We start from the raw sequence: 23,546 nt of genomic DNA, 5'->3' as shown, positions 1-23,546 counted from the left end.
TTGCGTTGTCGACTTGTCCCCAGGTCGAGAAGCAGCCCTGTGGATAACTTCTGTGGGCAAGAGGTACGAAGATCAGGCCCGGCCGTCCTGGCACCGCGCCAGCCAGTCCGACGCCGCCGTGAAGTCCTCGTCGGACGTCCCCGGCCGCAGCGGGGTCACGTCCTCGGCCGTCGCACCCGCCCTCGGGTACGACCCCAGGAACCGCACGTTCGCGCAGATCCGCTTCAGCCCCATCAGCGCCTCGGCGACCCGCCGGTCCGCGATGTGGCCCTCGGCGTCGATGGCGAAGCAGTAGTTGCCGATCCCCGCGCCCGTCGGCCGGGACTGCAGCAGCATCAGGTTGACCCCGCGCGCCGCGAACTCCTGGAGCAGCTCCAGCAGCGCACCCGGGTGGTCCTCGCGCTGCCAGATGACGACCGACGTCTTGTCCGTCCCCGTCGGCGCGGCCGGCCGGGCCGGCCGGCCCACCAGGACGAACCGGGTCTCCGCGTTCTCGGCGTCGTGGATCTGGGTGACCAGCGCCTGAAGCCCGTACGTCGCCGCCGCGAACTCACCCGCGAACGCCGCGTCGAACCGCCCCTCCTGCACCAGCCGCGCACCGTCCGCGTTCGAGGCGGCCGACTCCCACACCGCCTCGGGCAGGTGCGCCCGCAGCCAGTTGCGCACCTGCGGCTGGGCGACCGGGTGCCCGGTGACCGTCTTGACGTCGGACAGCTTGGTGCCCGGCCGCACCAGCAGCGCGAACGCGATCGGCAGCAGCACCTCGCGGTAGATCATCAGCGGCTCGCCCGACGCCAGCTCGTCGAGGGTCGCGGTCACCCCGCCCTCCACCGAGTTCTCGATCGGTACGAGGGCGGCGGCGGCCTCCCCGTTGCGCACGGCGTCCAGCGCCGCGGGCACGGACACCATCGGCACGAGCTCCCGCGTGGCGGCTTCCGGGAGCGTACGCAGGGCGGCTTCGGTGAAGGTGCCCTCGGGACCGAGATACGTATAGCGAGTGGCCGACATACCGGTCACCCTAATGCTCCGGCCGGGTTTACGACTCCAGCAGCCGCTGCCCCACGTACTCGCCCTCCCCCGGCCCGCCCGGCACGGCGAACAGACCGCTCGCCTCGTGCCGGACGAACGGCGACAGCGCGTCCCCCCGGTCCAGCTTCCGCTGCACCGGTACGAAGCCCTTCAGCGGATCGGCCTGCCAGGCGATGAACAGCAGCCCCGCGTCCGGCGTCCCGTCCGCCCCTATCCCGTCGTGGAAGGAGAACGGCCGCCGCAGCATCGCCGCACCGCCGTTCTGCTCCGGCGCAGAGATGCGCGCGTGCGCGTTGTCCGGGATGACCGGCTTCCCGTCCGGACCGGTCTTCTCCAGGTCGGGCTCCGTCGTCTCGGTCCCGCCCGTCAGCGGCGCCCCGTCCGACTTGCGGCGGCCGATCACCCGCTCCTGCTGCTTCAGCGGGAGCTTCTCCCAGTCGTCGAGCAGCATCCGGATCCGGCGGACGACGGCGTACGAACCGCCCGTCATCCACGGCTGCTCCCCTCCCGCCGCGACGAAGATCCGCTCCTGGAAGTCGGGTTCGGACGGCTTGGGGTTGCCCGTGCCGTCGACCTGGCCCATCAGGTTGCGGGCGGTCATCGGGTGCGCGGTGGCGCCCGGCGAGCGGTTGAAGCCGTTCATCTGCCAGCGCACCTTCGCGGCCGCGCCCGCCTCCTTCTGGAGGGCGCGCAGCGCGTGGAAGGCGACGAGCGCGTCGTCGGCGCCGATCTGGACCCACAGGTCGCCGTTCGACCGCCGAGGGTCCAGCCGGTCGGACGAGAAGGCGGGCAGCGGGTCCAGCTGCGACGGGCGCCGCGCCACCAGCCCCGTACGGTCGAAGAAGGAGGCGCCGAAGCCGAACGTGACCGTCAGCGACGAGGGACCCGCGTCCAGGGCCACGCCCGTGTCCCCGTCACCGCCGACCGGCTTGCCGGCCATCAGCAGCTCGGCCGCCGCCGACCAGCGGCGCATCAGCGCGACGGCCTCCTTGCGCCCCGCGCCCGGCGCCAGGTCGAAGGCGACGAGGTGCCCGCGCGCCTGCAAGGGCTGGAGGATGCCCGCCTGGTGCGTGCCGCGGAACGGCACGGCGGTCGAGCCGACGGTCGCCAGCGCCGCGCCGGGCTCCGAACCGGACGCGGCGGCGTACGTGCCGGCGCCACCGGCCGCGCCCAGCACCAGCCCGGTCGCGCCGGCCGCGCCGACGGTCCCGAGCAGCTTGCGCCTGGAGATGTCCACGTGGTCGTTCACGGTGCTCACGTCAGGTCAGCCGATCTTCACGTTCTTGTCGATGGTGGTCTGGTCGATGTCGGAGGTCCGGACGGTCACCTGGAGCTTCCACTCGCCCGGCATCGGGATCTGCACGCCTGCCGAGGTCCAGTGCCCGGCCGAGACCCGGTCCGGTACGACGGGCAGCGGGCCGATCTGCTGGGACTCCAGGGTGAAGGACACCTTCAGCTCGGGTACGTCCAGGGGCCGCCCGTTCGTCCCGTTCACCCACACATGCATGGCGTTCGCGCCCGAGCGGCCGGGGGCGAGGGTGAGCCGTACCGTCCCCTTGCCGTTGACGGCGCCGCCGGTGTCGAACGGCAGCGTCAGGTCGAGCGGCCGGTCCGGAACGGCGGGCGAGGACGACGACGCCTGCGTACGGCCCGCTTCCTCCTCCGTACGGCCCGGCTCGGTCGTCGTCAGTACGGTCGTCACGGCGAGCAGCACCACCGCGACGGCCGCCTCGGCGAGGACCGAACGCCGCAGCCCGGCGCGCTTGGGGTCGGCGTCGCGGGCGCGCTTCTCGCGGGCGGTGGCGAGGGCGGCCCGCTGTCGGGCGAGCTGGGCGGCGCGCTCCTCGGACAGCTCCTCCGGTACGTCGTCGGGCGCGGCGACCGGCTCGCCGGAGTCCTCTTCCTCCTCCCCTTCGGGCAGGAGGGGGGCCGACTCCGCCAGCCGCCGCGTCCACCGCCGCGAGACCCACGCCACCCCCACCAGGACTGCGACCAGCCCCACCTTCAGCAGCAGCAGCCGCCCGTACGCCGTGCCGGTCAGCGCCGACCAGGAGCCGACCTGCCGCCACGACTGGTAGATCCCGGTCGCGGCCAGCACCACCACGGAGCCGAACGCGACCCGCGAGAACCGCCGTACCGCCGTCCGCTCGATCGACGGTTCCCGGTACAGGGCGACCAGCAGCGCGGCCAGGCCGCCCAGCCAGGTGGCCATCGCCAGCAGGTGCAGGATGTCGACGGGCATCGCGACGCCCGGCTGGAGCCCGGCCGAGGCGTGCTCGGACAGCGCCCACGTACCGGCGATCCCGGCCGCGACCACCGTCCCGCCGATGGTGAGCCCGAAGGTCAGGTCCTTCTTCTCGGCCTCCTCCTCACGCCTGGTGTACGCGCCGAAGAGCACCGCCACGAACAGCGCCGCCGCGCCGAGCAGCAGCAGCCGCGAGACGAGCGCCGCACCCGTCTTGGTGTCCAGGACCGGGCCGAGGGCGGCCAGGTCGAAGACGTCCCCGAGCGCACCCGACGAGGTGTACGGCGCGCGCAGCAGCAACAGCGCCAGCGTGGCCGCCGTCAGCGCCACCCACCCGCGCACCACGAGCCGTTGCAGCGGCCGTACGGTCGCGCCGCGCGGCCAGCACGCCAGGACGAACGCGGCGCCGCCCACCAGCAGGATGAAACCGCCGTACGAGACGTACCGCGCGATCCCGTACAGCACCCCGACGACTCCGCCGCCCACCTCCTCCTCCGGCAGCGCGACGGTCGTCTGCGACGGGGCGCCAATAGAGAAGGTGAACGCGCCGGAGATGGGATGGCTGTCGGCGGAGATGGCGCGCCACGCGACGGTGTACGTGCCGTCCGGCAGCCCGGCGTGCAGGAACACGCCGTACTTGACGACCGCCCCGGCGCACAGGTTCCGCAGCTCGCCCGTGTCGGCGCGCTTGCCGCTCGGTTCCAGGACGCGGATGGAGTCGTCCCCCATGGCGACCTGTTCGGAGAAGGTGAGCGTGACGCCCTTGGGCGCGGTGGCGACCACCGCCCCGTCCTTCGGGTCGCTGCCGGTCAGCGCGGCGTGCGCGCTCGCCGTGCCGGAGAGCACGGTCCCGAGCAGCGCGGCGGTGATGACCAGCAGCTGAAGCACATACGTGGTCCCGAAGCGCGGGGCGGTGGCCGTCATGGTGTGTCAGTCCCCCAAGTGCCTAGTGCTTCGACGGGTTGTGGGTGGCGGCTTCCACCGGCAGGTCGACCGTGATCGGCCCGGACTTCTCGAAGTGCAGCTCTATCCGCACCTTCTCGCCCTGCTTCGGCTGCTTCTTGATGGCCATGAACATGATGTGGCTGCCGCCGCGTTCGAGTCTCAGCTCACCGTTGGCAGGGATGTCGAAGGACTGCACCTGCCGCATCTTCTGGTCCTTGGTCTCGTGGATCTGGACGTCGTCGGAGAGCGGGCTGGTGACCGACGTGAGCTTGTCCGCCGCGTCGCCCGAGTTGGTGACGGTCAGGAAGCCGCCCGCCATGTCGCCCACGGGCTGCGGCATGAACGCCCCGCCGACCTTCAGCTCGGGCCCGCTCGTGGTGGACGAGCACCCGCCCAGCGCCATGGCCCCGGCGAGGGCCACGGCGGTGGACAGGGCGGTCAGGGTGGTGCGGCGGGTCACGGGTTCTCCCCCTTGACGATCTTCGGCAGGTCCTTCGCGTACTCCTCGGCGCTGGTGTCCTCGCCGTACACGACATAGCCCTGGTCCGTCCTGGGCGAGAACGCGATCACCTGGGCGCCGTGCATGGAGACGACCGAGCCGTCCTTCTCCTTCTTCGGCGGGTCGATGCCGATGCCGATCTGGCGCGCGCCCGCCTGGATGGTCGGGAAGTCGCCGGTGAGGCCGATGAAGGACGGGTCACCGGCGCCGGGCAGCCACTTGGCGAGCTCGGCGGAGGTGTCCCGCTCGGGATCGGTGGTGACGAAGACGACCTGGAGCCTGTCCTGGTCCGCCTTGGGCAGCTTCTTGCGGGCCAGGGCGATGTTGCTCATGGTCAGGGGGCAGACGTCGGGGCAGTGCGTGTAGCCGAAGTAGATCAGCGTCGGCTTGCCCTTGGTCCGCTCCCGGAGGTCGTACGGCCGGCCCTTGGTGTCCGTCAGGACGAGGTTGGGCTTCTCGAAGGGCCGGTCCAGTACGGTCCCGGCCTTCTCCGGCGTCGCCTCGACGGACACGCCGGGGGTGGAGGTGGCCTCGCCGCCGCACGCGGACAGGGTGAGTGCCGTCACGGCGACGAGCGCCGCCGCGAGCAGCGGGGTGCGGCGGCGCGGCCGGGCCCCCTCGTGAGTCTTCTGGAGGTGCATGGGATGTCTTTCTCGGAGTTTCAGGGAGGCGGCCGTCAGGCCGAGCGGCGGCGCCCGGCCAGGACGCCGAAGGCGACACCGGCGGCGCCGACCAGGATGCCGACGACACCGAGGACGCGGGCGGTGGTGTCAGAGGAGTCGGCGGCCGCGGCGCGGTCCTTCGTACCGTGGGCCTTGTCGTCCGCCTCGGCAGCGGTGCCGCCGCCGTGGTGGTCGTCCTTGGCAGCGGACAGCGTCAGGACGGGCGCGGGGGTCTGGGGCTCGGGAGCGCCGTCCTTGGGCTCCTCGATCCAGCGCACGACCTCCTTGTTGTCGTACGTCTGGAGGGCCTTGAAGACGAGCTGGTCGGCGTTCTCGGGGAGCTGCCCGAGCGAGACCGGGAACTGCTGGAACTGCCCGGGGCCGATCTTCGAACCGGCCGCCGTCCAGGTGATCTTGGAGGGGGCCTCGGTGATCTTCTCGCCGTGCACCTCGAGCGGCTTGGCGAGCTTGGCCTTCTCGACCGAGACCGTCCACCCCGGGACGGGCTGCGGCATGACGGAGGCCATCGGGGTGTCGGCGGGCAGGGTGACTTCGAGCTTCACGGTCGAGGCGTTGTCGCGCTCGTTGGGGACCTTGAAGTTCACCGTGGCGTACCCGCCCTTGGCGGCCTCGCCCTGCGGCTGCACGCTGACGTGCGCGAAGGCGGTACCGGAGAGCAGGACGACGGAGGAGACGGCGACGCCGCCGGCCAGGGCGATACGGGAAGAAACGTTCATGACGGAACACACTCCACAAAGCGCAGGAAAGTGAACGAACGTATGCGCAGGGGCGCATCACGGCGCCACTCCTGTCGAGCGGGCCGTGTCAGGCTGCGAGCACGCAGAGGGATACGGCCGGCGGGCCCCGCCTGATCACCGTGTGCTGGAGTGCGTCCACCGTGGTGGGCGACGGAGGGTCGTCATCGGTACGCGCCGGCCCGGGCCCGCCCGAGGGCAGCGCGGGCAGCCCGGCCAGCAGGGCGCGTACGAGGAGGAGGGCGGCGCGCAGCGAGCGTACGAGCGCTCCTTCGGCGAGCTCGGTGGCGCCCTGCGCCGACCGCCGGCCCAGCTCGGCCAGCCCGCTCAGCGCGAGATCGCCGCGCCGCAGCAGCCAGCCGGTCGCGAGGGCGGCCAGCAGGTGCCCGAGGACCATGGGGAGGCTGGGCCACAGCCCGGCGGCGGGCTCGGCGAGATGCCCGGCGTGGCCCGCGTGTCCGGCGCTCGCGGCGGCCGGGTCCAGTCCGGCACGGGTGACGATCCGGTGCGCGTCGACCGGGCTCAGCGACGCAGCGCCCGCGCCGCACACCAGTTTGGCAGCCATCCGGATCAGCGCGTCGTCCGCCTGGTCGCCGATGCTCACGGTGAGGTGCTGCCGCTGCCCGAGCCCGAACAGAACGTGCAGCGCGAGCTGGCCGCCGGCCAGCGCCGTGGCGATCACCGGAAGCGACCGTTCGCGCCCGGCGAACGGCACGGTCACCGCGAAGACACCGAGGAACCCGAGGGCCAGCGTCCACCACGGGACGGTCTCGCAGGCCGCGAGGACATGTCCCAGTCCGGACAGCACGAGGCAGACCGCGGTGAACACCGCGGCCCTCAGCAGCCGCGGACCAGCGGAAGGGGCAGACATGGCCGGGCCATCATCGCACTGCGCCGATCCCGTCCACACGGCAGGTCCGGAAGGTCACTGTTTCGCCACCGGAGTCCGCAAGGCCCCGACAGGGTCCGACACACGCCGACATACACCGGCGTCCGGGCTACGCATATCCGCCGAACGGGGGCTGCGGCGTCAACCCGGCGCTTACGACTCACAAGTGGGGGCAATACGTAACGGTATGTCGAGCCGCAGCCAGGAGGCTGGAGCATGAGCATCTGGTGGTCTCTCCATTTGCGGCGCGAGGCTGCGAGCGTTCCGCTCGCCCGTCGCCTCCTCCTCGGCACCATGGAGACCGCGGGCGTCGACCCCGAGATCTCCTACGACCTGTCGCTCGCCCTCACCGAAGCCTGCGCCAACGCGGTGGAGCACGGCGGACGGACAGAGACCGGGGACGTGTCCGCGGAGTACCGGGTGACCGCGTATCTGGACGGCGAGAAGTGCCGCATCGAAGTGGCGGACTCGGGCCCGGGTTTCCCCGCGGGCCCCGTGACGACCGTCCGCAGACCCGCCCCGGAGGCCGAGAACGGACGGGGCCTGCGCCTCATCGAGGAGCTGGCCGACCACGTCCACTTCGGGAACAGATCGGGGCGGGGCGGCGCGGTGGTGAGCTTCGACAAGATCGTCAAGTGGCGTACGGACGCTCCGCTCGTGGCGTCGTGACGCAAGGGGAAGGCCCCCCGCCGGCGTACCGGCGAGGGGCCTTGGCGTCCGTATCGGCAGGCGTCAGCCCTTCAGGCCGGCCATCCACGCCTCGACCTCGTCCGACCGGCGCGGCAGCGCGGCCGACAGGTTCCGGTTGCCGTCCTCCGTGACCAGGATGTCGTCCTCGATCCGGACGCCGATGCCGCGGTACTCCTCCGGCACGGTCAGGTCGTCCGCCTGGAAGTACAGGCCCGGCTCGACGGTCAGGCACATGCCCGGCTCCAGGACGCCGTCCACGTACGTCTCGGTCCGCGCGGCCGCGCAGTCGTGGACGTCCATGCCCAGCATGTGACCGGTGCCGTGCAGGGTCCAGCGGCGCTGGAGGCCCAGCTCCAGGACCTTCTCCACGTCCATGTCCCCGAGCAGGCCCCATGAGACCAGCCGCTCGGTCAGCACCCGCTGCGCGGCGTCGTGGAAGTCGCGGTACCTGGCACCCGGCTTCACCGCCGCGATACCCGCCTCCTGCGCGTCGTACACGGCGTCGTAGATCTTGCGCTGGAGGTCGGTGAAGCGGCCGTTGATGGGCAGGGTCCGCGTCACGTCCGCCGTGTACAGCGTCGTCGTCTCCACGCCCGCGTCCAGCAGCAGCAGCTCGCCCGCGCGCACCGGGCCGTCGTTGCGCACCCAGTGCAGGGTCGTGGCGTGCGGGCCGGCCGCGCAGATGGAGCCGTAGCCGATGTCGTTGCCCTCGACGCGGGCCCGCAGGAAGAAGGTGCCCTCGATGTACCGCTCGCTGGTCGCCTCGGCCCTGTCGAGGACGCGTACGACGTCCTCGAAGCCGCGCGCCGTCGAGTCGCACGCCCGCTGCAGCTCGCCGATCTCGAAGTCGTCCTTCACCAGGCGCGCCTCGGAGAGGTACACCCGCAGTTCCTCGTCGCGCTCGGCGGTGACCTTGTCGGTCAGGGCCGCCTCGATCCCCGCGTCGTGCCCGCGCACGTTGCGCACCGGGCCGGTCGCCTCGCTGAGGTGCTTCGCCAGCTCCCGCACGTCCTTGGCCGGGATGCCGAGCAGCTGCTCCGCCTCGGCGAGGGAGTGCCGGCGGCCCACCCACAGCTCGCCCTGGCCGTCCAGCCAGAACTCGCCGTTCTCCCGGTTGGAGCGCGGCAGCAGGTAGACCGTCGCCTCGTGGCCGCCGTCCTTCTTCGGCTCCAGCACCAGGACGCTGTCGTGGGTGTGGTCACCGGTGAGGTACGCGTACTCGGTCGACGGCCGGAAGGCGTACTCCGTGTCGTTGGACCGGGTCTTCAGGTTGCCCGAGGGGATGACGAGCCGCTCGCCGGGGAAGCGCGCGGACAGCGCGGCGCGGCGGGCGGCGGTGTGGGCGGCCTGGGGGATGGGCTCCAGGCCGTGCAGCTCGGTGTCGGCCCAGCCGGACTTCATGTTCTCCGCGAGCTCGTCGGACACACCCGGGTACAGGCCGTTCTTGCGCTGCTTGATGGGCTCTTCAGACTCTTCCGGGGTCGCCGGCGTGAGCTCTTCGGCCACGGGTCCGCCTCCTGGTTAGTACGACACTCGACCTTGCCCCATCGTACGGTCGAGCGGACGCCGCCCCCAGGGCCTTACGTCACTCGAAGCGCGCGGCCAGCATCACCACGTCCTCGTCCCCCGACCCGTCCGCCGGCAGCACCGTCCGCAGGACGTGATCGGCGATCGCGCCCGGATCCGACCGGTCCGCCTTGGAGACGGTCGCCGCGGCCGCGTGCAGCCGTGCGAAGGCCCGGTCCATGGAGTCCCCGGTACGCCGCAGCAGCCCGTCCGTGTAGAGGAGCACCGTTTCTCCGGGCTCGGGGGCGAGCTCCACGCTCGGCGCCTCCCAGCAGGCGAGCATCCCCAGCGGCGCCGACAGCGACGTCTCGACGTACTCGGTGCGCCGCTCGCCCACGATCAGCGGCGGCGTGTGCCCGGCCCCGGCCAGGACGACCTTCCTCTGGGCGGGCTCGGCGTACGCGAAGAGCGCGGTGGCCGAGCGGGCCGGTTCGGTGAGCCGCAGCAGCAGCTCCAGGTCGGAGAGTACGGCGACGGGGTCCTCGCCCTCCATCACGGCGTACGCCCGCAGGGAGGCCCGCAGCCGCCCCATCGCGGCCAGCGCGCTCGGCCCCGACCCGGACACCGACCCGACCGCCATGCCGAGCGCGCCTTCCGGCAGCGGCAGCGCGTCGTACCAGTCGCCGCCGCCCCGCGGCCCGGTGCGGTGCCGGGCGGCGAGCTGGACGCCCGGGACGCGCGGCAGCCGGCTCGGCAGCAGCTCCTCGGTGAGGGTGGCCAGCCGGGCGCGGCCCCGCTCCAGCTCCAGGAGCCGGGCCAGGTGCTCGGAGGCGTACTGCCCGTAGAGGCCGACGAGGTGGCGCCGCCCCTCGGTCGGTTCGGCGGGCTCGTCGTACAGCCAGACGGCGGCGCCGAGCCGGCCGGCCGCCCGGGTGGCGAGGGGCACGGCGTAACTGGCGGCGTAGCCGAGCCGGGCGGCGACCTCCCGGTGGCGCGGGTCGAGGCCCTCGTCGGCGAACAGGTCGGGCACGGCGACGGGGCCGGGCGGCGGAAGGACGCCGTCCTTGAGGTCCCCCTCGGGGGCGTCCTCCAGGATGCGGCCGTAGGAGGTGGCGCTGCGCGGCACGGTCTCGATGGTGCCGAGGTCGGCGTGCGCGAGGCCCAGCCCGAGGGTGGTGGTGGGGCCGAGGCCGTCGGCCGGTTCGAGGACCACCATGCCGCGGCGGGCGCCGACGAGCGCGGCGCCGGCGCGCAGCAGCTCCTGGAGGGCGTCGTCGAGGGTGCCCGTACGGGTGAGGCGTTCGGTGAGTTCGTGCAGCGTGGTCAGATCAGAAACCCAGCCCGCGAGCTTGTCCTGGATCATCGCGCCGGGCGCGACCGGAGGCGTCGGGAGGCCCGGAAGGGGCGCCGCAGTGTGCGCGGGCGCCGGAACGGTTGGATCGATTCCAGCCACTTTCGGCAGGTGAGGGGCGTTCATGGCAGCCGGCTCTTCGACGGGTGCGTTTCGCTGGATAGCATCGCAAACCCCCATGTCAATCTGCGCCGCTGTCACTGCATCCACATGTACACGCACAAGTAAGGGGATGTCCAGCATTGTCACGGGAGGGCGCGCGGTATTTACGTGAGCCGTAACTTGGCTCAAAAATGCCCCCCATGGACAGGATTTGCGGTCGACTGAGCCCCGTTCGAAAAGGGGCACCCCCCAAAGGCGGCGTCGGCAGGCGCGGTCCGAGGGGGCGTCGTTCCGAGCGGGCAGGGTACGTAAACGGTGTCGGCCGGGGGCAGTTGGGGCGAACCCGGAACCCGGCGGGGAACCCTTGCGTCCTTGACTCCGAAGGCCGCGCCCCATCCCCGAGTGGCGGGGAAAGAGAACAGCGCAACAAGCGGGACAGCCAGAGCGCGCCATGGGCGCGCCACCCCTCGCCACGCGTTTAATGGACGGACAGTCGGCCCGGGCCCCGGCCCGGCCCACGATCGGCGGCCCCCGCGGTGTTGCTTGCCGCAGGCGAAGAGGGGCCGGCCCGTACGCACAGTGAAGTGACGCACACCTGTTGTGATGTGGATGACCTCGGCGTTCAACGGAAAGGAACGAGCGCTCATGCGCGAGATCCTCGGAAGGCGACGCAGGCTCCGGTTCCGGCGCAAGAGGAGGCCTGCCCACCTGGATGCGGCGCTCCTGTGCGCCACCGAGTGGCACTGGCCCGTACTCCCCGGCGTGGGACTCAAGCCGGCCGGGGGCCGCGGTGACCGGGAACGCGGCTGTGCCTGTCCCGACCCCGAGTGCGTCGTACCCGGCGCACACCCCTTCGACCCCGGCCTGCTCGCGGCCTCCACCGACGAGCGCATGGTGCGCTGGTGGTGGACCAACCGCCCGGACGCCCCGGTCGTGCTCGCCACCGGAGGCCGCGCACCGTGCGCGGTCAGCCTGCCCTGCGTCGCGGCGGCGCGGGCGCTGACCGTGCTGGACCGGATGGAGATGCGGCTCGGCCCGGTGGTGGCGACGCCCACCCGGTGGTCCCTGCTGGTGGCCCCGTACACCCTCGAACAGCTCGGCGAGCTGCTGTACGTCAAGGACTGCGTGCCCAGCTCCCTGCGGTTCCACGGGGAGGGCGGCTATCTGGTGCTGCCGCCGTCGGACACCGGAACGGGGCAGGTGCGCTGGGAACGCGCGCCGCTCGCCGGGTCGGCGACGCCGTGGCTGCCGGACGTGGAGGCGGTCGTGGACGCGCTGGTCGAGGCGAGCACGAGCGCGCCGGACGGCGGCAGCCGGCTGCGCTACTGACGCCCTCCATCGGCTTCCGGCCCCGCTGTCACCCGTATGTCACTCGTACGGGTGTGAGCGGGGCTGAGTTGTACGGGAATTGGGCGCGCGGCTCCGAGAGCCTTCGCTTTCCGTCGATATCGTCGCCCCACCGTCAAGAATTCCCAGGCAGTTGGCAGGTGGGGTCCCCATGAATCTCCGCATGATCGGGCTCGGGGCCGTGGTGGTGCTCGCCGCGCTGCTGTCACCGGCCGCCTCCGCCGGACCGGCCGGGAGACCCGGTGCCCCGGCCGGTCCGGCGGAGGCGCCGGAACTTCTGGCTGGAATCGATGCCCCGTCCCTTGCGCGGTCCGTTGCGCGGTCCGGTGGTCCGTCCGATGTTCCGTCCGCTGTGCAGCCCGTGGTTCCGTCCGATGTTCGGGACGGGATCTCCCCCTCCCCGATGCCCTCCGGCGCGAGCAGCCTGGCGCGCTGCGGGCCGGAGGTGGCCTCGCCGGGCGGGGTCGAGGCGCAGACGTGCGTACTGACCGAGGGGCGGGACACCTGGGCGCGGACGTACTACCGCAACGCCACGGGCACGGCGCTCGGAGCCGTACTCACCTTGATGGGCCCCGGCGGGCGCACCGTACAAGCGCATTGCGCCGTGCGGGCGGAGGATGAGCCGGGCGTGTGCGAGACACCCAGAGAGCCGTCGCGCGGGACTTCCGCCGAATACACGGCGGTGGCGGAGTTCGCGGAGAGCGGGGAAAGTGCGCTGCTGCTGCGCTCGGGGAGCAACTCGCCCGATCCGGCGGCCGGTTGAGGGCAGAGCCGGAGGATCTTCTTCCGAGAGAATTGAAGGGCCCGGTCGCTGGCGACGGGGGATGCACCAGCGACCGGGCTTCAAGCACCGTAACAAGAGATCTGCTGTTCGCAAATTCGATCTCAGTTATTCGGACAGGAATTTACCCTCGGGTACGGACCATTGTGGCGGAAGTCACCGACCGGTCGGGATGTGGGCCGGCACCGCCCCCTGATAGTGGGGTCAGCTGAGGGTGACCTGGCGGTTGGTGAGCCCGCCGCGGGCCCGGCGCTCCTCCGCCGTCAGCGGCGCGTCGACGGCCAGCGCGCCCGCGAGCCGCTCGGCGAACTCGGCGGCCGGCTGCTCGCACTCCTTCGCGCCCATCCCGGTCGGCAGGTCCCACACCGGCACCATCAGGCCGTGCGCGCGGAACGAGCCGACCAGCCGGGTGCCCTCGCCGAGCGACGACGTACCGGTGGCGTGCAGCCGGGCCAGCGCGTCGAGCAGCTGCTCCTCGGGGTGCGGCATGACCCAGCGCAGGTGGTTCTTCTCGGGCGTCTCGCACCAGTACGCGGCGTCCACGCCGGACAGCTTGACGGTCGGGATGGCGGCGGCGTTGGCGCGCTCCAGGGAGGCGGCCACGTCGGGCGACGCGCTCTGCTCGGAGTCCGGCACCCAGAACTCGAAGCCCGAGTGGACGACCGGCTCGAAACCGGCGTCCAGGTCCAGCAGGTCCTGAAGGCGCGGCCCGTCCGCCGGCACCCTCTGGGCGCCCACGGGCGTGCCCGGCTTCGCGGTCAGCGCGCGCTGGAGGGTGTCGGCCAGGTCCCGGCTGAGGTCGCCGGAGGACGTGTCGTTCTGGAGCGCGAGCAGGACGGAGCCGTCGTCGCGGCGCAGCGCGGGCCACGCCATGGGCAGGACGGTCGCGAGCGTCACGGACGGTACGCCCTCGGGCAGGCCGCCCTTGAGGTGGAGCGGCGCGGTCGCGGCGGGGACCAGCTCGCGCAGGGCGACCCAGTCGCACTCACCGGGCAGACCCTCGAACGGCCGCTGGACCAGCTCGGTCACCGCGTGCGCGGCCGCCCGGCCGTGGCACGCCTTGTAGCGGCGGCCCGAGCCGCAGGGGCAGGGCTCGCGGGCCCCGACGACCGGGATCTCGCCCTCGTTCAGCTGCGCCTGCGGCTTCCCGGCCTTGGTCTGGGGACGCTTCTTGCCCATGGTCTGACTTCTCCCGTAACGGCTGTGCGGCAGTGCTGTGTCGGCCGCGAGCCTAGCCCCCCGCAGCCCCCGCCCGGGCCACCCACGTCCGGCCGCCGCCGCGCACGGTGGGGCCGAGCCGCGGCGCGCGTCCCCGGGCTCGCCGCGCCGGAGGTCCGGGACGTCGCGGCCGACACCCGGGGCGCCGGCCGACGTCCTGGGCGGCCCGCATCCTCCGCGGGATCCCGCCCGCGACGTCAGCGGGCGGCGGGCTCTCCATGTCCAGCGCGGCGACGCCTCGCCGCCGGGCCGCCCGCCGACCCGGTTCCGGGGTGACCGGGCGGGCTCAGTCGACGTCCTCGTACGCGTCGTACGCCTCGTACGTATTGAGGAAGTCGAAGCCCGGACCCGTGACGCGCGTAGCGAAGTCGTCGCGCCGGTGGCCTGCCGTGAGGATCACCCAGACCGTCACCTCGCCGGACGCGCTGTCGCGTACGCCCCAGTCCTGGGCGAGCGCGCTGATGATGTTCAGCCCCCGGCCGCCACGCGCGGTCACCGAGGGCGTGGCCGGAACCGGGCGGGTCGGACCACCCCCGTCCGTCACCTCGACGGTCAGGGCGCCGTGCTTGTCGACGCGCCAGGCGGCGCGGACGTCACCGTCACCGACCTCCACCCCCCGGCCCAGTGGCCTGCCGTGCCGGCAGGAATTGCTGAGCAGTTCGGAAAGGACCAGTACGGCATCGTCGACGACCGATTCGGCCATACCGCTGCGGCGGAGCTGCTCCCGCATCCGGTGTCTCGCCTGTCCCACGCCCGCAGGGCCATGGGGAACGGCCATGCTCGACGACGTGGGCACCTCCTGTGCCACCACCAACGCCACCCCCGAGACCTCCTTTGCCCCACGCCACGGTGTGGATGCCCCAATGGACTGGACCGGAAACCGGCCAATCCGTGTGTGGTGACGCACTCGACACGGCCGCGTACGGGGCGAACGCGCCGGAGCACTCCCTGTAACGGGTGTTAAAGGCGGCCCAATTGGGACAGGACCTGTTTGGGGCGATTGGTGATGATCGCCTCCACTCCGAGCCGCGCGCACAGCTCGACGTCCTCCGGCTCGTTCACCGTCCAGACGTGGACACGGTGTCCGGCCCGGTGGAGGCGGGCGATGTAGCCCGGGTGGTTGCGGACGATCCGGATGGAGGGCCCGGCGATCCGGGACCCGGCGGGCAGCCGCCCGTCGCGCACGCGCGGGGTGATGAACTGCATCAGGTACACGGTCGGCACGGCGGGCGCCGCGGCGGCGACACGGTGCAGCGAGCGGGCGGAGAAGCTCATGATCCGTACGGGGGTGGTCGTCCCGGTCCGCGGCCGGGTCAGCCCGAACCGCTCCAGCAGCTCCACCAGCCGCGCCTCGACCTGACCGGCCCAGCGGGTGGGGTGCTTGGTCTCGATGGCGAGTTCGATGCGCCGCCCGGCGTCGGCCACGAGCCCGAGCAGCCGTTCGAGGGTGAGTACGGAGGTGTACTCGGGGTCGCCCCAGTCCGGGCTCTCGTTCGCGTCCTTCCAGCCGCCGAAGTCCAACTGGGCGAGGTCGGCCAGCTCCAGGGTGGAGACGGCGCCGCGGCCGTTGGAGGTGCGGTTGACGCGACGGTCGTGGACGCAGACGAGGTGGCCGTCGGCGGTGAGCCGTACGTCGCATTCGAGCGCGTCGGCGCCGTCCTCGATCGCCTTCATGTACGCGGCGAGGGTGTGCTCGGGCGCGTCCTCGGAGGCGCCTCGGTGGGCGACGACCTGGATCGTGTGCTGCCGTGCGTGGGTCACCGCGACATGGTGCCACCGCTGTTCGGCCCTCTTCGACAGGCGTCTGATTTGCCGGAAATAAAGGATGGCCCGAAGACGCACAGCTCCGGCTTACAGTGGCCTGACGGGCTGTGGGAAAAGCTGACCACAGACACCCCCTGCTACGTAGACGACGTGGAACCCCGAGGAGAACGAGCCGTGAGCACTGAGAACGAGGGCAACGCGGTCCCGTCCGCCCCCTCCGCCCCGTCCACACCTCCCGCGCCGCCCTCTTCGTCCGTGCCGGCGGAGGACGCCCACGACGCGGCGCCCCGGGAGCCGAAGCCGCCCCACGTACCTCCGCTTCCCGGCCACACGCCCGCGCCCGCAGCCCCGGACCCGGCGCCTACCGAGCACCCGGCCCCGGCACCGTACCCGGCCCAGGCCCCGCACCCCGCCCCGCACCCCGCCCCGCCCGCCGGTGCCGGCTGGCCGACCCCGCCGCCACCCCCACCCACCTGGGGCGCACCGCTCCCGCCGGCCGGCGATCCGCCGCGCAAACGTTCCGGCGGCGGGCTGGTCTCCGCCGTCCTGGCGGCCGCACTGCTCGCGGGCGGCATCGGCGGCGGTATCGGGTACTGGGCGGCCGAGCGCAACGACGGGTCGACCAGCTCGACGACCGTCGCCGCGGGCGAGGCGCCGGCGGACTTCGAGCGGGAGCCCGGCACGATCGCCGCCGTGGCGAACAAGGCCCTGCCGAGCGTCGTCACCATCGAGGCCAAGTCGGGCGCCTCGGAGCGCGAGGGTGGGGGCGAGGGCGGCACGGGCACCGGCTTCGTGTACGACAAGGAAGGCCACATCCTCACCAACAACCACGTGGTGGCCTCGGCGGCGGAGGGCGGCACCCTGTCCGCGACGTTCTCCAACGGCAAGACGTACGACGCCGAGGTCGTGGGCCGGGCCCAGGGCTACGACGTCGCCGTACTGAAGCTCAAGAACGCCCCGTCGGGCCTCGCCCCACTCCCCCTGGGCAACTCCGACAAGGTGGTGGTCGGCGACTCGACGATCGCGATCGGCGCGCCGTTCGGCCTGTCCAACACCGTCACCACCGGCATCATCAGCGCCAAGAACCGCCCGGTCGCCTCCGGCGACGGCAGCGGCGCCGGCCGCAACTCGTACATGAGCGCCCTGCAGACCGACGCCTCGATCAACCCGGGCAACTCCGGCGGCCCGCTCCTCGACGCCCGCGGCGCGGTGATCGGCATCAACTCCGCCATCCAGTCGGCCGGCAGCGGCGGCCTCGGCCAGTCGCAGGCGGGCTCCATCGGCCTCGGCTTCGCCATCCCGATCAACCAGGCGAAGAGCGTCGCCGACCAGCTGATCAAGACGGGCAAGCCGGTCTACCCGGTGATCGGCGCCACGGTGAACATGACCGAGGAGGGCGAAGGCGCCCGCATCGCCGACCAGGGCGAGGGCGGCACCCCTGCCGTCCTCCCGAACGGCCCCGCCGCGAAGGCCGGCCTCAAGCCGGGCGACGTGATCACCAAGTTCGGCGACCGGACGATCGACAGCGGCCCGACCCTGATCAGCGAGATCTGGACCCACAAGCCGGGCGACAAGGTCACCCTCACCTACGAACGGGGCGGCAAGGCGTCGACGGTGGACGTCACCCTGGGCGAGCGCAAGGGCGACTAGCGGACGGACGAGTCACCCGTACCCGTCTCCCGGCGTGCCCGGAGCCGGGTACGGGCCCACAGTGGGTCCATGACCGCCAACCGCCCGCCCGTGACCGTCTCCCCGCCGAACCCCTCCGGCGGCCGCAGCGTCCACGTCGACGGCAAGCCCCTCGGCCTCGCCCACAGCGTCGCCGACCTGGTCGACCTCCTGAGCGGCGTGGGCCTGGAACTGAGCCCGGACGACGTGGCCACCACCCACCTCATCCACTGGCAGGGCGGCGGCCCCGCGGTCTGGGCCGAGTCACCCCCCTGACCCGCCCGCCGCCCATCCCTCAACCGGTAGGCTGTAGCCGCTCCGCAGCAGCAGTCGACGGGGCGAGGGTGGGTTGCCCGAGCGGCCTAAGGGAACGGTCTTGAAAACCGTCGTGGCGCGAGTCACCGTGGGTTCAAATCCCACACCCACCGCTTGCAGGTCGGAGAAGGCGCTGACCAGAAGGGGTGCCCCGGTCCGGGGCACCCCTTCGTCGTGGGCGGACGGTGTCAGTCCGCGGCCGGGGTACCGAGTTCGGTGACCTCGACCCAGTTCACGCTCTCGTCCTCCCCGCGGAGCTGGTTGCCCCAGTCGTCCACGGCGATCACGGCATACATCACGGTCTCGCCGTCCGCCGCACTGCCGTGGAGGAACGAGGTGGTCTCCTCGCCGAGGTACTCGACGCGGTGCGCGAGCCAGTAGACGCCGCCCTCGCCGTCGTCGTACTTCTCGGCCTTGAAGACCTCGTACCGCTTGAGGTCGGGCTCCGTGTTCGGCGCCCACTCCAGAAACACGCCGTCCTGGCGCGCCGTTGCCTTCAGACCGGTGACGGCCGCCGGGGCGACGAGGTCGCCGTCGGTGGTGGCGGAGGCCGACCCGGATACGGGGGACTGGTTGTCCGCCTTGTCCACGGCGACCACCGTGTAGGTGTACGTGGAGCCGTACCTGACCGTCATGTCTGTGTAGGTGCTGGTGTGGACCAGGTCCCGGTACAGACGACCGTCGCGGTACAGGTGGTACCGGACGACGTCGTCGCTCGTGGAGGGGGTCCAGCTGACGACGATGCCGTTGCGCGGCTCGTACACCGCCGTCACGTTCGTGGCCGGTGCGGGCGCGTGGTCGCCGCGGGTGGCGGACACCGAGGTCCGCGTCGCCGAGGTGTTGCCGGCCGCGTCGGTGGCGGAGACGTCGTACGTGTAGCCCGTGCGCTCGGCGGCAGCCGTGTCGGTCCAGGAGGGCGAGGTCACCGTGGCGACCTGGGTCACTGGGGCTGCCGGGTCTCCGGTTGCGGTCTGCTGCTGCCGGAAGACGGTGTACGTCGTCGCACCGGCGACCGGCTGCCACGCGAGCTGGAGGCCGCCCTTCCCGTCGGTCGCCGTCAGCCCGCCCGGCGCCGCCGGTGCGGTGCGGTCGACGGTCGTCGCCGTCACGTCGGTGCTTCCGGTGGATTCGCGGCCTGCCTTGTCGACGGCGCGGATCTCGTAGAGGTAGGTCTGGCCGGTGGCGGGCGGTGCGTCGACGTAGGACCGGGAGGTCAGCAGTGTGGTGCCGCTGATCTTCGCCCAGGTTGTGGTGGTGTTCAGGCGGCGGTAGACGCGGTAGCCGGCGAGGTCCATTTCCTTGTTGGCGGCCCAGCGCAGGGTGGTCTTCGCGGTCGCCCGGTCGTAGGTGGCGGTCAGGCCGGTGGGGGCGAGGGGTTTGACGGTGTCGACGGTGGCGGAGGTGCGGGGTGCGTAGGTGAAGGCGACGTTGGCGTTGCCGGTCCAGGCGACGTAGTCGACGCGGAGGGTGTGCTTGCCGGCGGGGATGGTGAGGTCGAGGGTTTTGCGCGCCGTGGTGGTGACGTTGCGCCAGAGGTCGATTTTGCGTACGCCGTCGACGTAGACGCGGATGCCGTCCTGTGAGGCGGCGTTGAAGGTGAAGGGGCCGCCGGAGCCGAAGTCGCGGGTGAGGGACCAGCGAATGGAGAAGTTGTCGCTGGGCAGGGTCACGCCGGCCGGGTCGCCGAGGCCGTAGTTCTCGGAGATCGCCGCGTCGCAGGCGGTCAGCTTGGGCGTGCCGCTGAAGGAGGTGTTGGCGTAGTACCGCGCCGTCCACACCGGGGAAGTACAGGTGACAGCGGCGGACGCAGGACTGGCGGCGGTCAGCACACCGCCGATCGTGGCGAGAGCGGCCGTCAAGGCCAGCGATCCCACGCGGGTACGAGTCATCACAGAAGGTGGGGCCCTTTCCGGACCGAGTGAAGCAGGTGCAACAAGAGACTCCTGTGTGACCCCCGAAGCGCCGACAGGGTTGCCCCCGCCCCAGGCACTTTCCCGGGCACCGGGTTCCTGATGCCCCACAGGCCGGGGCAACGGCTACCGCGGCCCCCCCCGGCGAACCCTGGTGCCGCGCGAAGGCCCGGTACCAGGGCGGCTGACCGTGCTCCATGGGTCCGATCGCGCCCACGATGCGGTCCTCGAGGGCGGCGGCGAGGACCCGCGCCCCGCGTGCTCACGGGAACCTCTTCGCTTGCCCGACCGTCCTTCATGGTGAGGCTCGTTGCCCATGGTGCGCGTGCCGTATCCACGAGAGGGAGTTGCCATGCGGGCGAACGACCCGGCGGAGCTTGAGACCACCCTGAGCGATGGGCGACGTGTGACGCTGTCGCTGCCGCCGACGGACGCGCTGTGGGCCGCCGACGGGGTCAAGGCTCTGCGTGTCGTCCCGGCCACGCACACGGGGCGTGGCCAGGAGCCGCCCGCTCTTCCGGCACGGCCGGCCCTCCCCCTTGAGGTGGCCCTGCTCGGCATAGGGATATAGGGCGCGTTCCGGAAGCGTGTGCGGCGACGGACGTGCCGTCGTCCGTCCCGGCAGCGCAGATCAGCGTGATGACCAGCGACAGGACCGCGCCGGTCACCCCCGACATGAGCGTCGAGGTGGACGACGTGGACGCGGCTCCTGCGGTCATGCGGGAGAGCGGTGCGGAGATCGTTCACCCCTTGCAGGACGAGGAGTGGGGCGTGCGGCGGTTCTTCGTCCGCGACCCCGGCGGTCGGGTGGTCAACGTGCTGGGCCATCGCTGACGGCCTTCTCCCGCACCCCTGGTGAGGGCGTGGCCCCGGCGGACGGCCGCCGCGGGCGCCGGGGCCTGTCCGTCCGCCCGCGCTAGGTTCCGACGATGGCGCGGAGGGCGGCGAGGTGGGCGTGGTAGGCGTCGCGGCCGGGGCGGGTCAGGCGGAGCCAGACGCGTTGGCGGGTGTCGCGTACGGCCCTGCGCTGCTCGACGTAGCCGGCGTCCACGAGCACGGTGACGTGTTTGCTCAGTACGGAGGCGGAGACGCCGAGCTGACGCTGGACCGTGGCGAATTCGGCCTCGCCGGCGGTGTCCAGCACGGCGCAGATGCGCAGCCGGTTGGGGGCGTGGATGGTGGTGTCGAAGCCGTCCATGGGGTCGGCGGCGGAGTCGTTCATGAGGCCTTCCGGTGCAGGCGGACGAAGACCAGGTGGAAGGCGATCGATACCGCCATGCCGATGGCGGAGGCGGCGAACAGCCACAACGGCTCGCCGGTGGCGCGGAAGACGAAGGCCGAGCCGAGCAGCAGGGTGGGCAGTCCGGTCGCGAGGGGCACGGTGACGCGCTTGGGCAGGAGGTCGAGGCGGAGTGCCACGCCGGTCTTCTTGCGCCAGTTGGCGGCGGCGACGGCGAACAGCACCAGGTACGCCGCCGTCAGCGCCAGCAGGATGGCACTCCAGGCCATGTGCGGCAGCAGCCACTGGGGACGGGCGAGGGTGCCGCCGTAGACGGGCGGTATGGCGGCTATGAACAGGGTGAGCGCGGCGGTGAACCAGCGTGGCCATGGAGTGGCGGACACGGCGTTGATGGAGGCGCGGACCTGTTCGGTGTCGGCCAGGGCGGCGAGGGCCTGCTGTGCGGTCGGCCGGATGACATCCCCGTTGGTTTCCATGGTGGAAACAGTAGGGGTGGGTTTCCATCCCGGCAAGTGGAAACTTGCCGGGATGGAAAGTGTCGTCGTCGCGCACTAGGCTTGCGGCATGGGGGATTTCGCCAGTCAGGGCCGGACCGTGCTGTGCAGGTCATGTCACCGGCCGCTCCGTCAGAACCGCCGTTGGTTTCCGCAGCAGTACTGCAACCGCTGGCACAAGGTGAGGCACCGGGTGGCGAGCTTCGTCGGCAGCGTCCTGGACAGCGCGTAGGGAAAATGCGTTGCCCGGGTGGTTGGGGCGGCGGAAGTATCCGGGCATGGCTTCCCCTGTCCATGCCGTCCTGCCGCTGACGTCACGTCAGAGGCCGGCCGTGGCGCGCCCATGACCGGCGCGCTGGTCGCGGGGCTGCTCGCCGGGTACGGGATCGCCATGCCGGTGGGGGCCGTGGGGGCGTATCTCGTGGCGCTCACCGCGCGGACGTCGTTGCGGGTCGGGGCGTGTGCCGCGCTCGGGGTGGCGACGGCCGACGGGCTGTACGCGCTGGTCGCCGCCGTCGGGGGCGCCGCGCTGATGCCCTTCCTGCAGCCCGTCATGGTGCCGCTGCGGTGGGGGTCGGTCGTGGTGCTGGTGGGGCTGGCGGTTCGCAGCGGGGCCATGGCGATCAGGCAGTACCGCGAGCGGCAGGCTGCGGCACGGGACGATCGGGCGCCGGTCGGGCCCCTGCGGGCGTACCTGGGGCTGCTGGGGATCACGGTGCTGAACCCCATGACCGTGATCTACTTCGCCGCGCTCGTGATCGGGAGCAGCCATGCCGCCGAGGCTCCGGGCGCGCTCGAGCAGGGCGTGTTCGTTGCCGCCGCCTTCCTCGCGTCCGCCAGCTGGCAGTTGCTGCTGGCCGGGGGCGGCGCGCTGCTCGGCAGGGTGCTGACCGGCAGGCGCGGGCGGCTCGTCACCGCTCTGGCCTCCAGTGGCCTGATCATCGCGCTCGCCGCCCACCTGCTGCTCTCGGCGCCGTGAGGCGGGCGGCGGAGGCGATGGTGGCGCGGGCCTCGCGGGCGGTGAGGCCGGTGCGTACGGCGGCGTCGGTGAGGGTGTCCGCGAGGGCGTCGCCGATGCCGTTCTCGTACGCCCGGCAGGCCGCCCAGAACAGGCGGGCGTTGCGCTGGCCCTGCCGGGCGGCCAGGACGAAGTGGACCAGGGCCCGGCCGCCGCGTGGCGTGCGCGTCGGCCTGGGGGTACGAGGCGGTGCCGGGGGCGTCAGGAGCCGGAGCAGGGCCGGCGGGCACGGGGCCGGTGCCAGGGCCGCGGTGCCGGGGGCCGGGCGGTAGGCGCCCCGGGCGGTGACCGAGCCCGGGCCGACCAGGTAGCCGCCGGCGCCGCGGATGTCGATGCCGGGGGCGAGGCGGCCGGCGGAGTTGGGGACGACGACGTCGGGCGGGCCGGTCAGCCACAGGTGGCGTCCGCCGCTGGGCGTGAGGACGGTGAACGTGTCCGGGATCGTGAACCCCCGTTCTGCGGCGAGCCGTTGGAGGACCGCCGGGGAGGTGTCGAGGTCGACGCCGATCAGACGGTGCGGCGGGCGTCCGCAGGCGACGCCGTAACCGGTCGCCCAGGGCGCGAGGGCGAACAGGGCGCGTACGGCGGCGGGGTCGGCGGTCGCGTCATGGACGCCGTGTCCGGGCAGGCCGCACTCACCGCGGCAGGGGACCGGAGGCCCGGGCGCGTTCCGGTGCGGGGAGGGCAGGGCGGGGAGCTTGGTCGGTGACAGGGGGATGACGGGCAGCCCGCGCTCGGCGGCGGACAGTGCGTGGGCCAGGGCCAGGGTCGCGGTTCGCCGGTCTGTAGCGGCCATGGATCCATGTTCGTACGGAAGTTCGAATAAAGGAAGAGGGGGAGATTGGCTGAAAATGTGCCGGAACGGTTTTTCTCTTGAGTGGGGCGGCCCCCGGCCCCGCTCCGATGGCCGATTACTCCCTGAGCTGCGGTTTTGACGGCGCGAAGGGGGTTTATCGACTTGTCCTCACGCGTGCGGGGGAAATGGGTACTCCGGGCTGGTTCGCCGGGGATTCGGTGGGCAACTCTTGAACCACGACGTCGAGAACTCGCCCGGAGCGGTCGGCCAACTGCCTGGGAACAAGCCGTACTTCCGTACGCACTTCCGTAGTGGTTTCTGG

The 23,546-nt window shown here is 72.3% G+C and carries 23 protein-coding genes, 1 tRNA gene and 1 pseudogene; 9 read left to right on the top strand and 16 right to left on the bottom strand.

The features are described 5' to 3' along the window. Window positions 1-72 precede the first annotated feature (72 nt). The 7 genes from pheA to AMK26_RS21865 all read right to left on the bottom strand — a co-directional run bounded on the left by pheA (window position 73) and on the right by AMK26_RS21865 (window position 7,006). Window positions 73-1,008, bottom strand: coding sequence for a prephenate dehydratase (pheA, locus tag AMK26_RS21895; RefSeq protein WP_073756427.1), 936 nt, complete (start codon window positions 1,006-1,008; stop codon window positions 73-75). Between the two features lie 28 nt (window positions 1,009-1,036). Continuing rightward, window positions 1,037-2,278 (bottom strand): iron uptake transporter deferrochelatase/peroxidase subunit, encoded by a 1,242-nt coding sequence (gene efeB / locus AMK26_RS21890; protein WP_073757043.1) that lies wholly within the window; start codon window positions 2,276-2,278, stop codon window positions 1,037-1,039. A gap of 15 nt (window positions 2,279-2,293) precedes the next feature. Continuing rightward, a complete protein-coding gene (locus AMK26_RS21885; protein ID WP_073756426.1) occupies window positions 2,294-4,198 on the bottom strand; it encodes a copper resistance CopC/CopD family protein in 1,905 nt (634 codons plus the stop codon). 22 nt (window positions 4,199-4,220) lie between these two features. Further along, entirely contained in the window at window positions 4,221-4,679 is a 459-nt protein-coding gene (locus AMK26_RS21880) for a copper chaperone PCu(A)C (RefSeq protein WP_073756425.1), read from the bottom strand. Further along, complete coding sequence (locus tag AMK26_RS21875; protein WP_073756424.1) at window positions 4,676-5,359, bottom strand: SCO family protein; 684 nt, start codon at window positions 5,357-5,359, stop codon at window positions 4,676-4,678. The genes AMK26_RS21880 and AMK26_RS21875 overlap by 4 nt, the downstream gene beginning before the upstream one ends. Window positions 5,360-5,394: 35 nt before the next feature. Next, the gene (locus tag AMK26_RS21870) at window positions 5,395-6,117 is read right to left on the bottom strand and encodes a YcnI family copper-binding membrane protein (RefSeq protein WP_073756423.1); all 723 of its coding nucleotides are present in this window, start codon (window positions 6,115-6,117) and stop codon (window positions 5,395-5,397) included. Between the two features lie 88 nt (window positions 6,118-6,205). Continuing rightward, window positions 6,206-7,006, bottom strand: a complete 801-nt coding sequence (locus AMK26_RS21865) for a hypothetical protein (protein WP_073756422.1) — start codon at window positions 7,004-7,006, stop codon at window positions 6,206-6,208. Between the two features lie 234 nt (window positions 7,007-7,240). On the opposite strand from AMK26_RS21865, the gene AMK26_RS21860 reads away from it, so the two are divergent. Beyond that, complete coding sequence (locus AMK26_RS21860) at window positions 7,241-7,693, top strand: ATP-binding protein (protein ID WP_073756421.1); 453 nt, start codon at window positions 7,241-7,243, stop codon at window positions 7,691-7,693. Between the two features lie 63 nt (window positions 7,694-7,756). Here AMK26_RS21860 and AMK26_RS21855 read toward each other — a convergent pair whose 3' ends face one another. Then, entirely contained in the window at window positions 7,757-9,220 is a 1,464-nt protein-coding gene (locus AMK26_RS21855; protein WP_073756420.1) for an aminopeptidase P family protein, read from the bottom strand. A gap of 79 nt (window positions 9,221-9,299) precedes the next feature. Continuing rightward, the gene (locus AMK26_RS21850) at window positions 9,300-10,814 is read right to left on the bottom strand and encodes a PP2C family protein-serine/threonine phosphatase (RefSeq protein ID WP_073756419.1); all 1,515 of its coding nucleotides are present in this window, start codon (window positions 10,812-10,814) and stop codon (window positions 9,300-9,302) included. 504 nt (window positions 10,815-11,318) lie between these two features. On the opposite strand from AMK26_RS21850, the gene AMK26_RS21845 reads away from it, so the two are divergent. Continuing rightward, window positions 11,319-12,002 (top strand): bifunctional DNA primase/polymerase, encoded by a 684-nt coding sequence (locus AMK26_RS21845; RefSeq protein ID WP_073757042.1) that lies wholly within the window; start codon window positions 11,319-11,321, stop codon window positions 12,000-12,002. Window positions 12,003-12,423: 421 nt separating this feature from the next. Beyond that, a complete protein-coding gene (locus tag AMK26_RS38585; RefSeq protein ID WP_338015591.1) occupies window positions 12,424-12,783 on the top strand; it encodes a hypothetical protein in 360 nt (119 codons plus the stop codon). Between the two features lie 222 nt (window positions 12,784-13,005). Here AMK26_RS38585 and AMK26_RS21835 read toward each other — a convergent pair whose 3' ends face one another. From AMK26_RS21835 to AMK26_RS21825, 3 genes are all read right to left on the bottom strand, one after another. Continuing rightward, a complete protein-coding gene (locus tag AMK26_RS21835) occupies window positions 13,006-13,980 on the bottom strand; it encodes a DUF5926 family protein (protein ID WP_073756417.1) in 975 nt (324 codons plus the stop codon). A 325-nt stretch (window positions 13,981-14,305) separates the two neighbouring features. After that, window positions 14,306-14,926, bottom strand: coding sequence for an ATP-binding protein (locus AMK26_RS21830; RefSeq protein ID WP_073756416.1), 621 nt, complete (start codon window positions 14,924-14,926; stop codon window positions 14,306-14,308). Between the two features lie 53 nt (window positions 14,927-14,979). Then, the gene (locus AMK26_RS21825; RefSeq protein WP_073756415.1) at window positions 14,980-15,780 is read right to left on the bottom strand and encodes a glycerophosphodiester phosphodiesterase; all 801 of its coding nucleotides are present in this window, start codon (window positions 15,778-15,780) and stop codon (window positions 14,980-14,982) included. 177 nt (window positions 15,781-15,957) lie between these two features. On the opposite strand from AMK26_RS21825, the gene AMK26_RS21820 reads away from it, so the two are divergent. The 3 genes from AMK26_RS21820 (at window position 15,958) to AMK26_RS21810 (ending at window position 17,879) form a co-directional block, all read left to right on the top strand. After that, complete coding sequence (locus tag AMK26_RS21820; RefSeq protein WP_073756414.1) at window positions 15,958-17,433, top strand: S1C family serine protease; 1,476 nt, start codon at window positions 15,958-15,960, stop codon at window positions 17,431-17,433. A gap of 69 nt (window positions 17,434-17,502) precedes the next feature. After that, window positions 17,503-17,727: a hypothetical protein gene (locus tag AMK26_RS21815; protein WP_073756413.1), complete on the top strand. Its 225-nt coding sequence runs from the start codon at window positions 17,503-17,505 to the stop codon at window positions 17,725-17,727. A gap of 67 nt (window positions 17,728-17,794) precedes the next feature. Beyond that, window positions 17,795-17,879, top strand: a tRNA-Ser gene (locus tag AMK26_RS21810). A gap of 75 nt (window positions 17,880-17,954) precedes the next feature. Here the strand turns inward: AMK26_RS21810 and AMK26_RS21805 are convergent. Further along, window positions 17,955-19,655 (bottom strand): PA14 domain-containing protein, encoded by a 1,701-nt coding sequence (locus AMK26_RS21805; protein ID WP_107421021.1) that lies wholly within the window; start codon window positions 19,653-19,655, stop codon window positions 17,955-17,957. Between the two features lie 373 nt (window positions 19,656-20,028). Between AMK26_RS21805 and AMK26_RS21800 the strand changes: the two genes are divergently transcribed. After that, window positions 20,029-20,247 carry a hypothetical protein gene (locus tag AMK26_RS21800; protein ID WP_073756411.1) on the top strand — a complete coding sequence of 73 codons (219 nt, stop codon included), beginning with the start codon at window positions 20,029-20,031 and terminating at the stop codon, window positions 20,245-20,247. A gap of 41 nt (window positions 20,248-20,288) precedes the next feature. After that, window positions 20,289-20,510: pseudogene (locus AMK26_RS21795) on the top strand (VOC family protein); the annotation flags it as partial. 82 nt (window positions 20,511-20,592) lie between these two features. Here the strand turns inward: AMK26_RS21795 and AMK26_RS21790 are convergent. Beyond that, a complete protein-coding gene (locus tag AMK26_RS21790; RefSeq protein WP_073756410.1) occupies window positions 20,593-20,898 on the bottom strand; it encodes a transcriptional regulator in 306 nt (101 codons plus the stop codon). Continuing rightward, window positions 20,895-21,392 carry a hypothetical protein gene (locus tag AMK26_RS21785; protein WP_073756409.1) on the bottom strand — a complete coding sequence of 166 codons (498 nt, stop codon included), beginning with the start codon at window positions 21,390-21,392 and terminating at the stop codon, window positions 20,895-20,897. The genes AMK26_RS21790 and AMK26_RS21785 overlap by 4 nt, the downstream gene beginning before the upstream one ends. 361 nt (window positions 21,393-21,753) lie before the next feature. On the opposite strand from AMK26_RS21785, the gene AMK26_RS21780 reads away from it, so the two are divergent. Beyond that, window positions 21,754-22,389 (top strand): LysE family transporter, encoded by a 636-nt coding sequence (locus AMK26_RS21780; protein ID WP_073756408.1) that lies wholly within the window; start codon window positions 21,754-21,756, stop codon window positions 22,387-22,389. On the opposite strand, the gene AMK26_RS21775 is transcribed toward AMK26_RS21780, so the two are convergent. Continuing rightward, window positions 22,349-23,224 carry a bifunctional DNA primase/polymerase gene (locus AMK26_RS21775; protein ID WP_073756407.1) on the bottom strand — a complete coding sequence of 292 codons (876 nt, stop codon included), beginning with the start codon at window positions 23,222-23,224 and terminating at the stop codon, window positions 22,349-22,351. The two genes, AMK26_RS21780 and AMK26_RS21775, sit on opposite strands and share 41 nt — an antisense overlap. Between the last annotated feature and the right edge of the window lie 322 nt (window positions 23,225-23,546).

Source organism: Streptomyces sp. CB03234, assembly GCF_001905885.1.
GTDB lineage: Bacteria > Actinomycetota > Actinomycetes > Streptomycetales > Streptomycetaceae > Streptomyces.
This window is presented reverse-complemented; position numbering and strand designations above follow the sequence as displayed.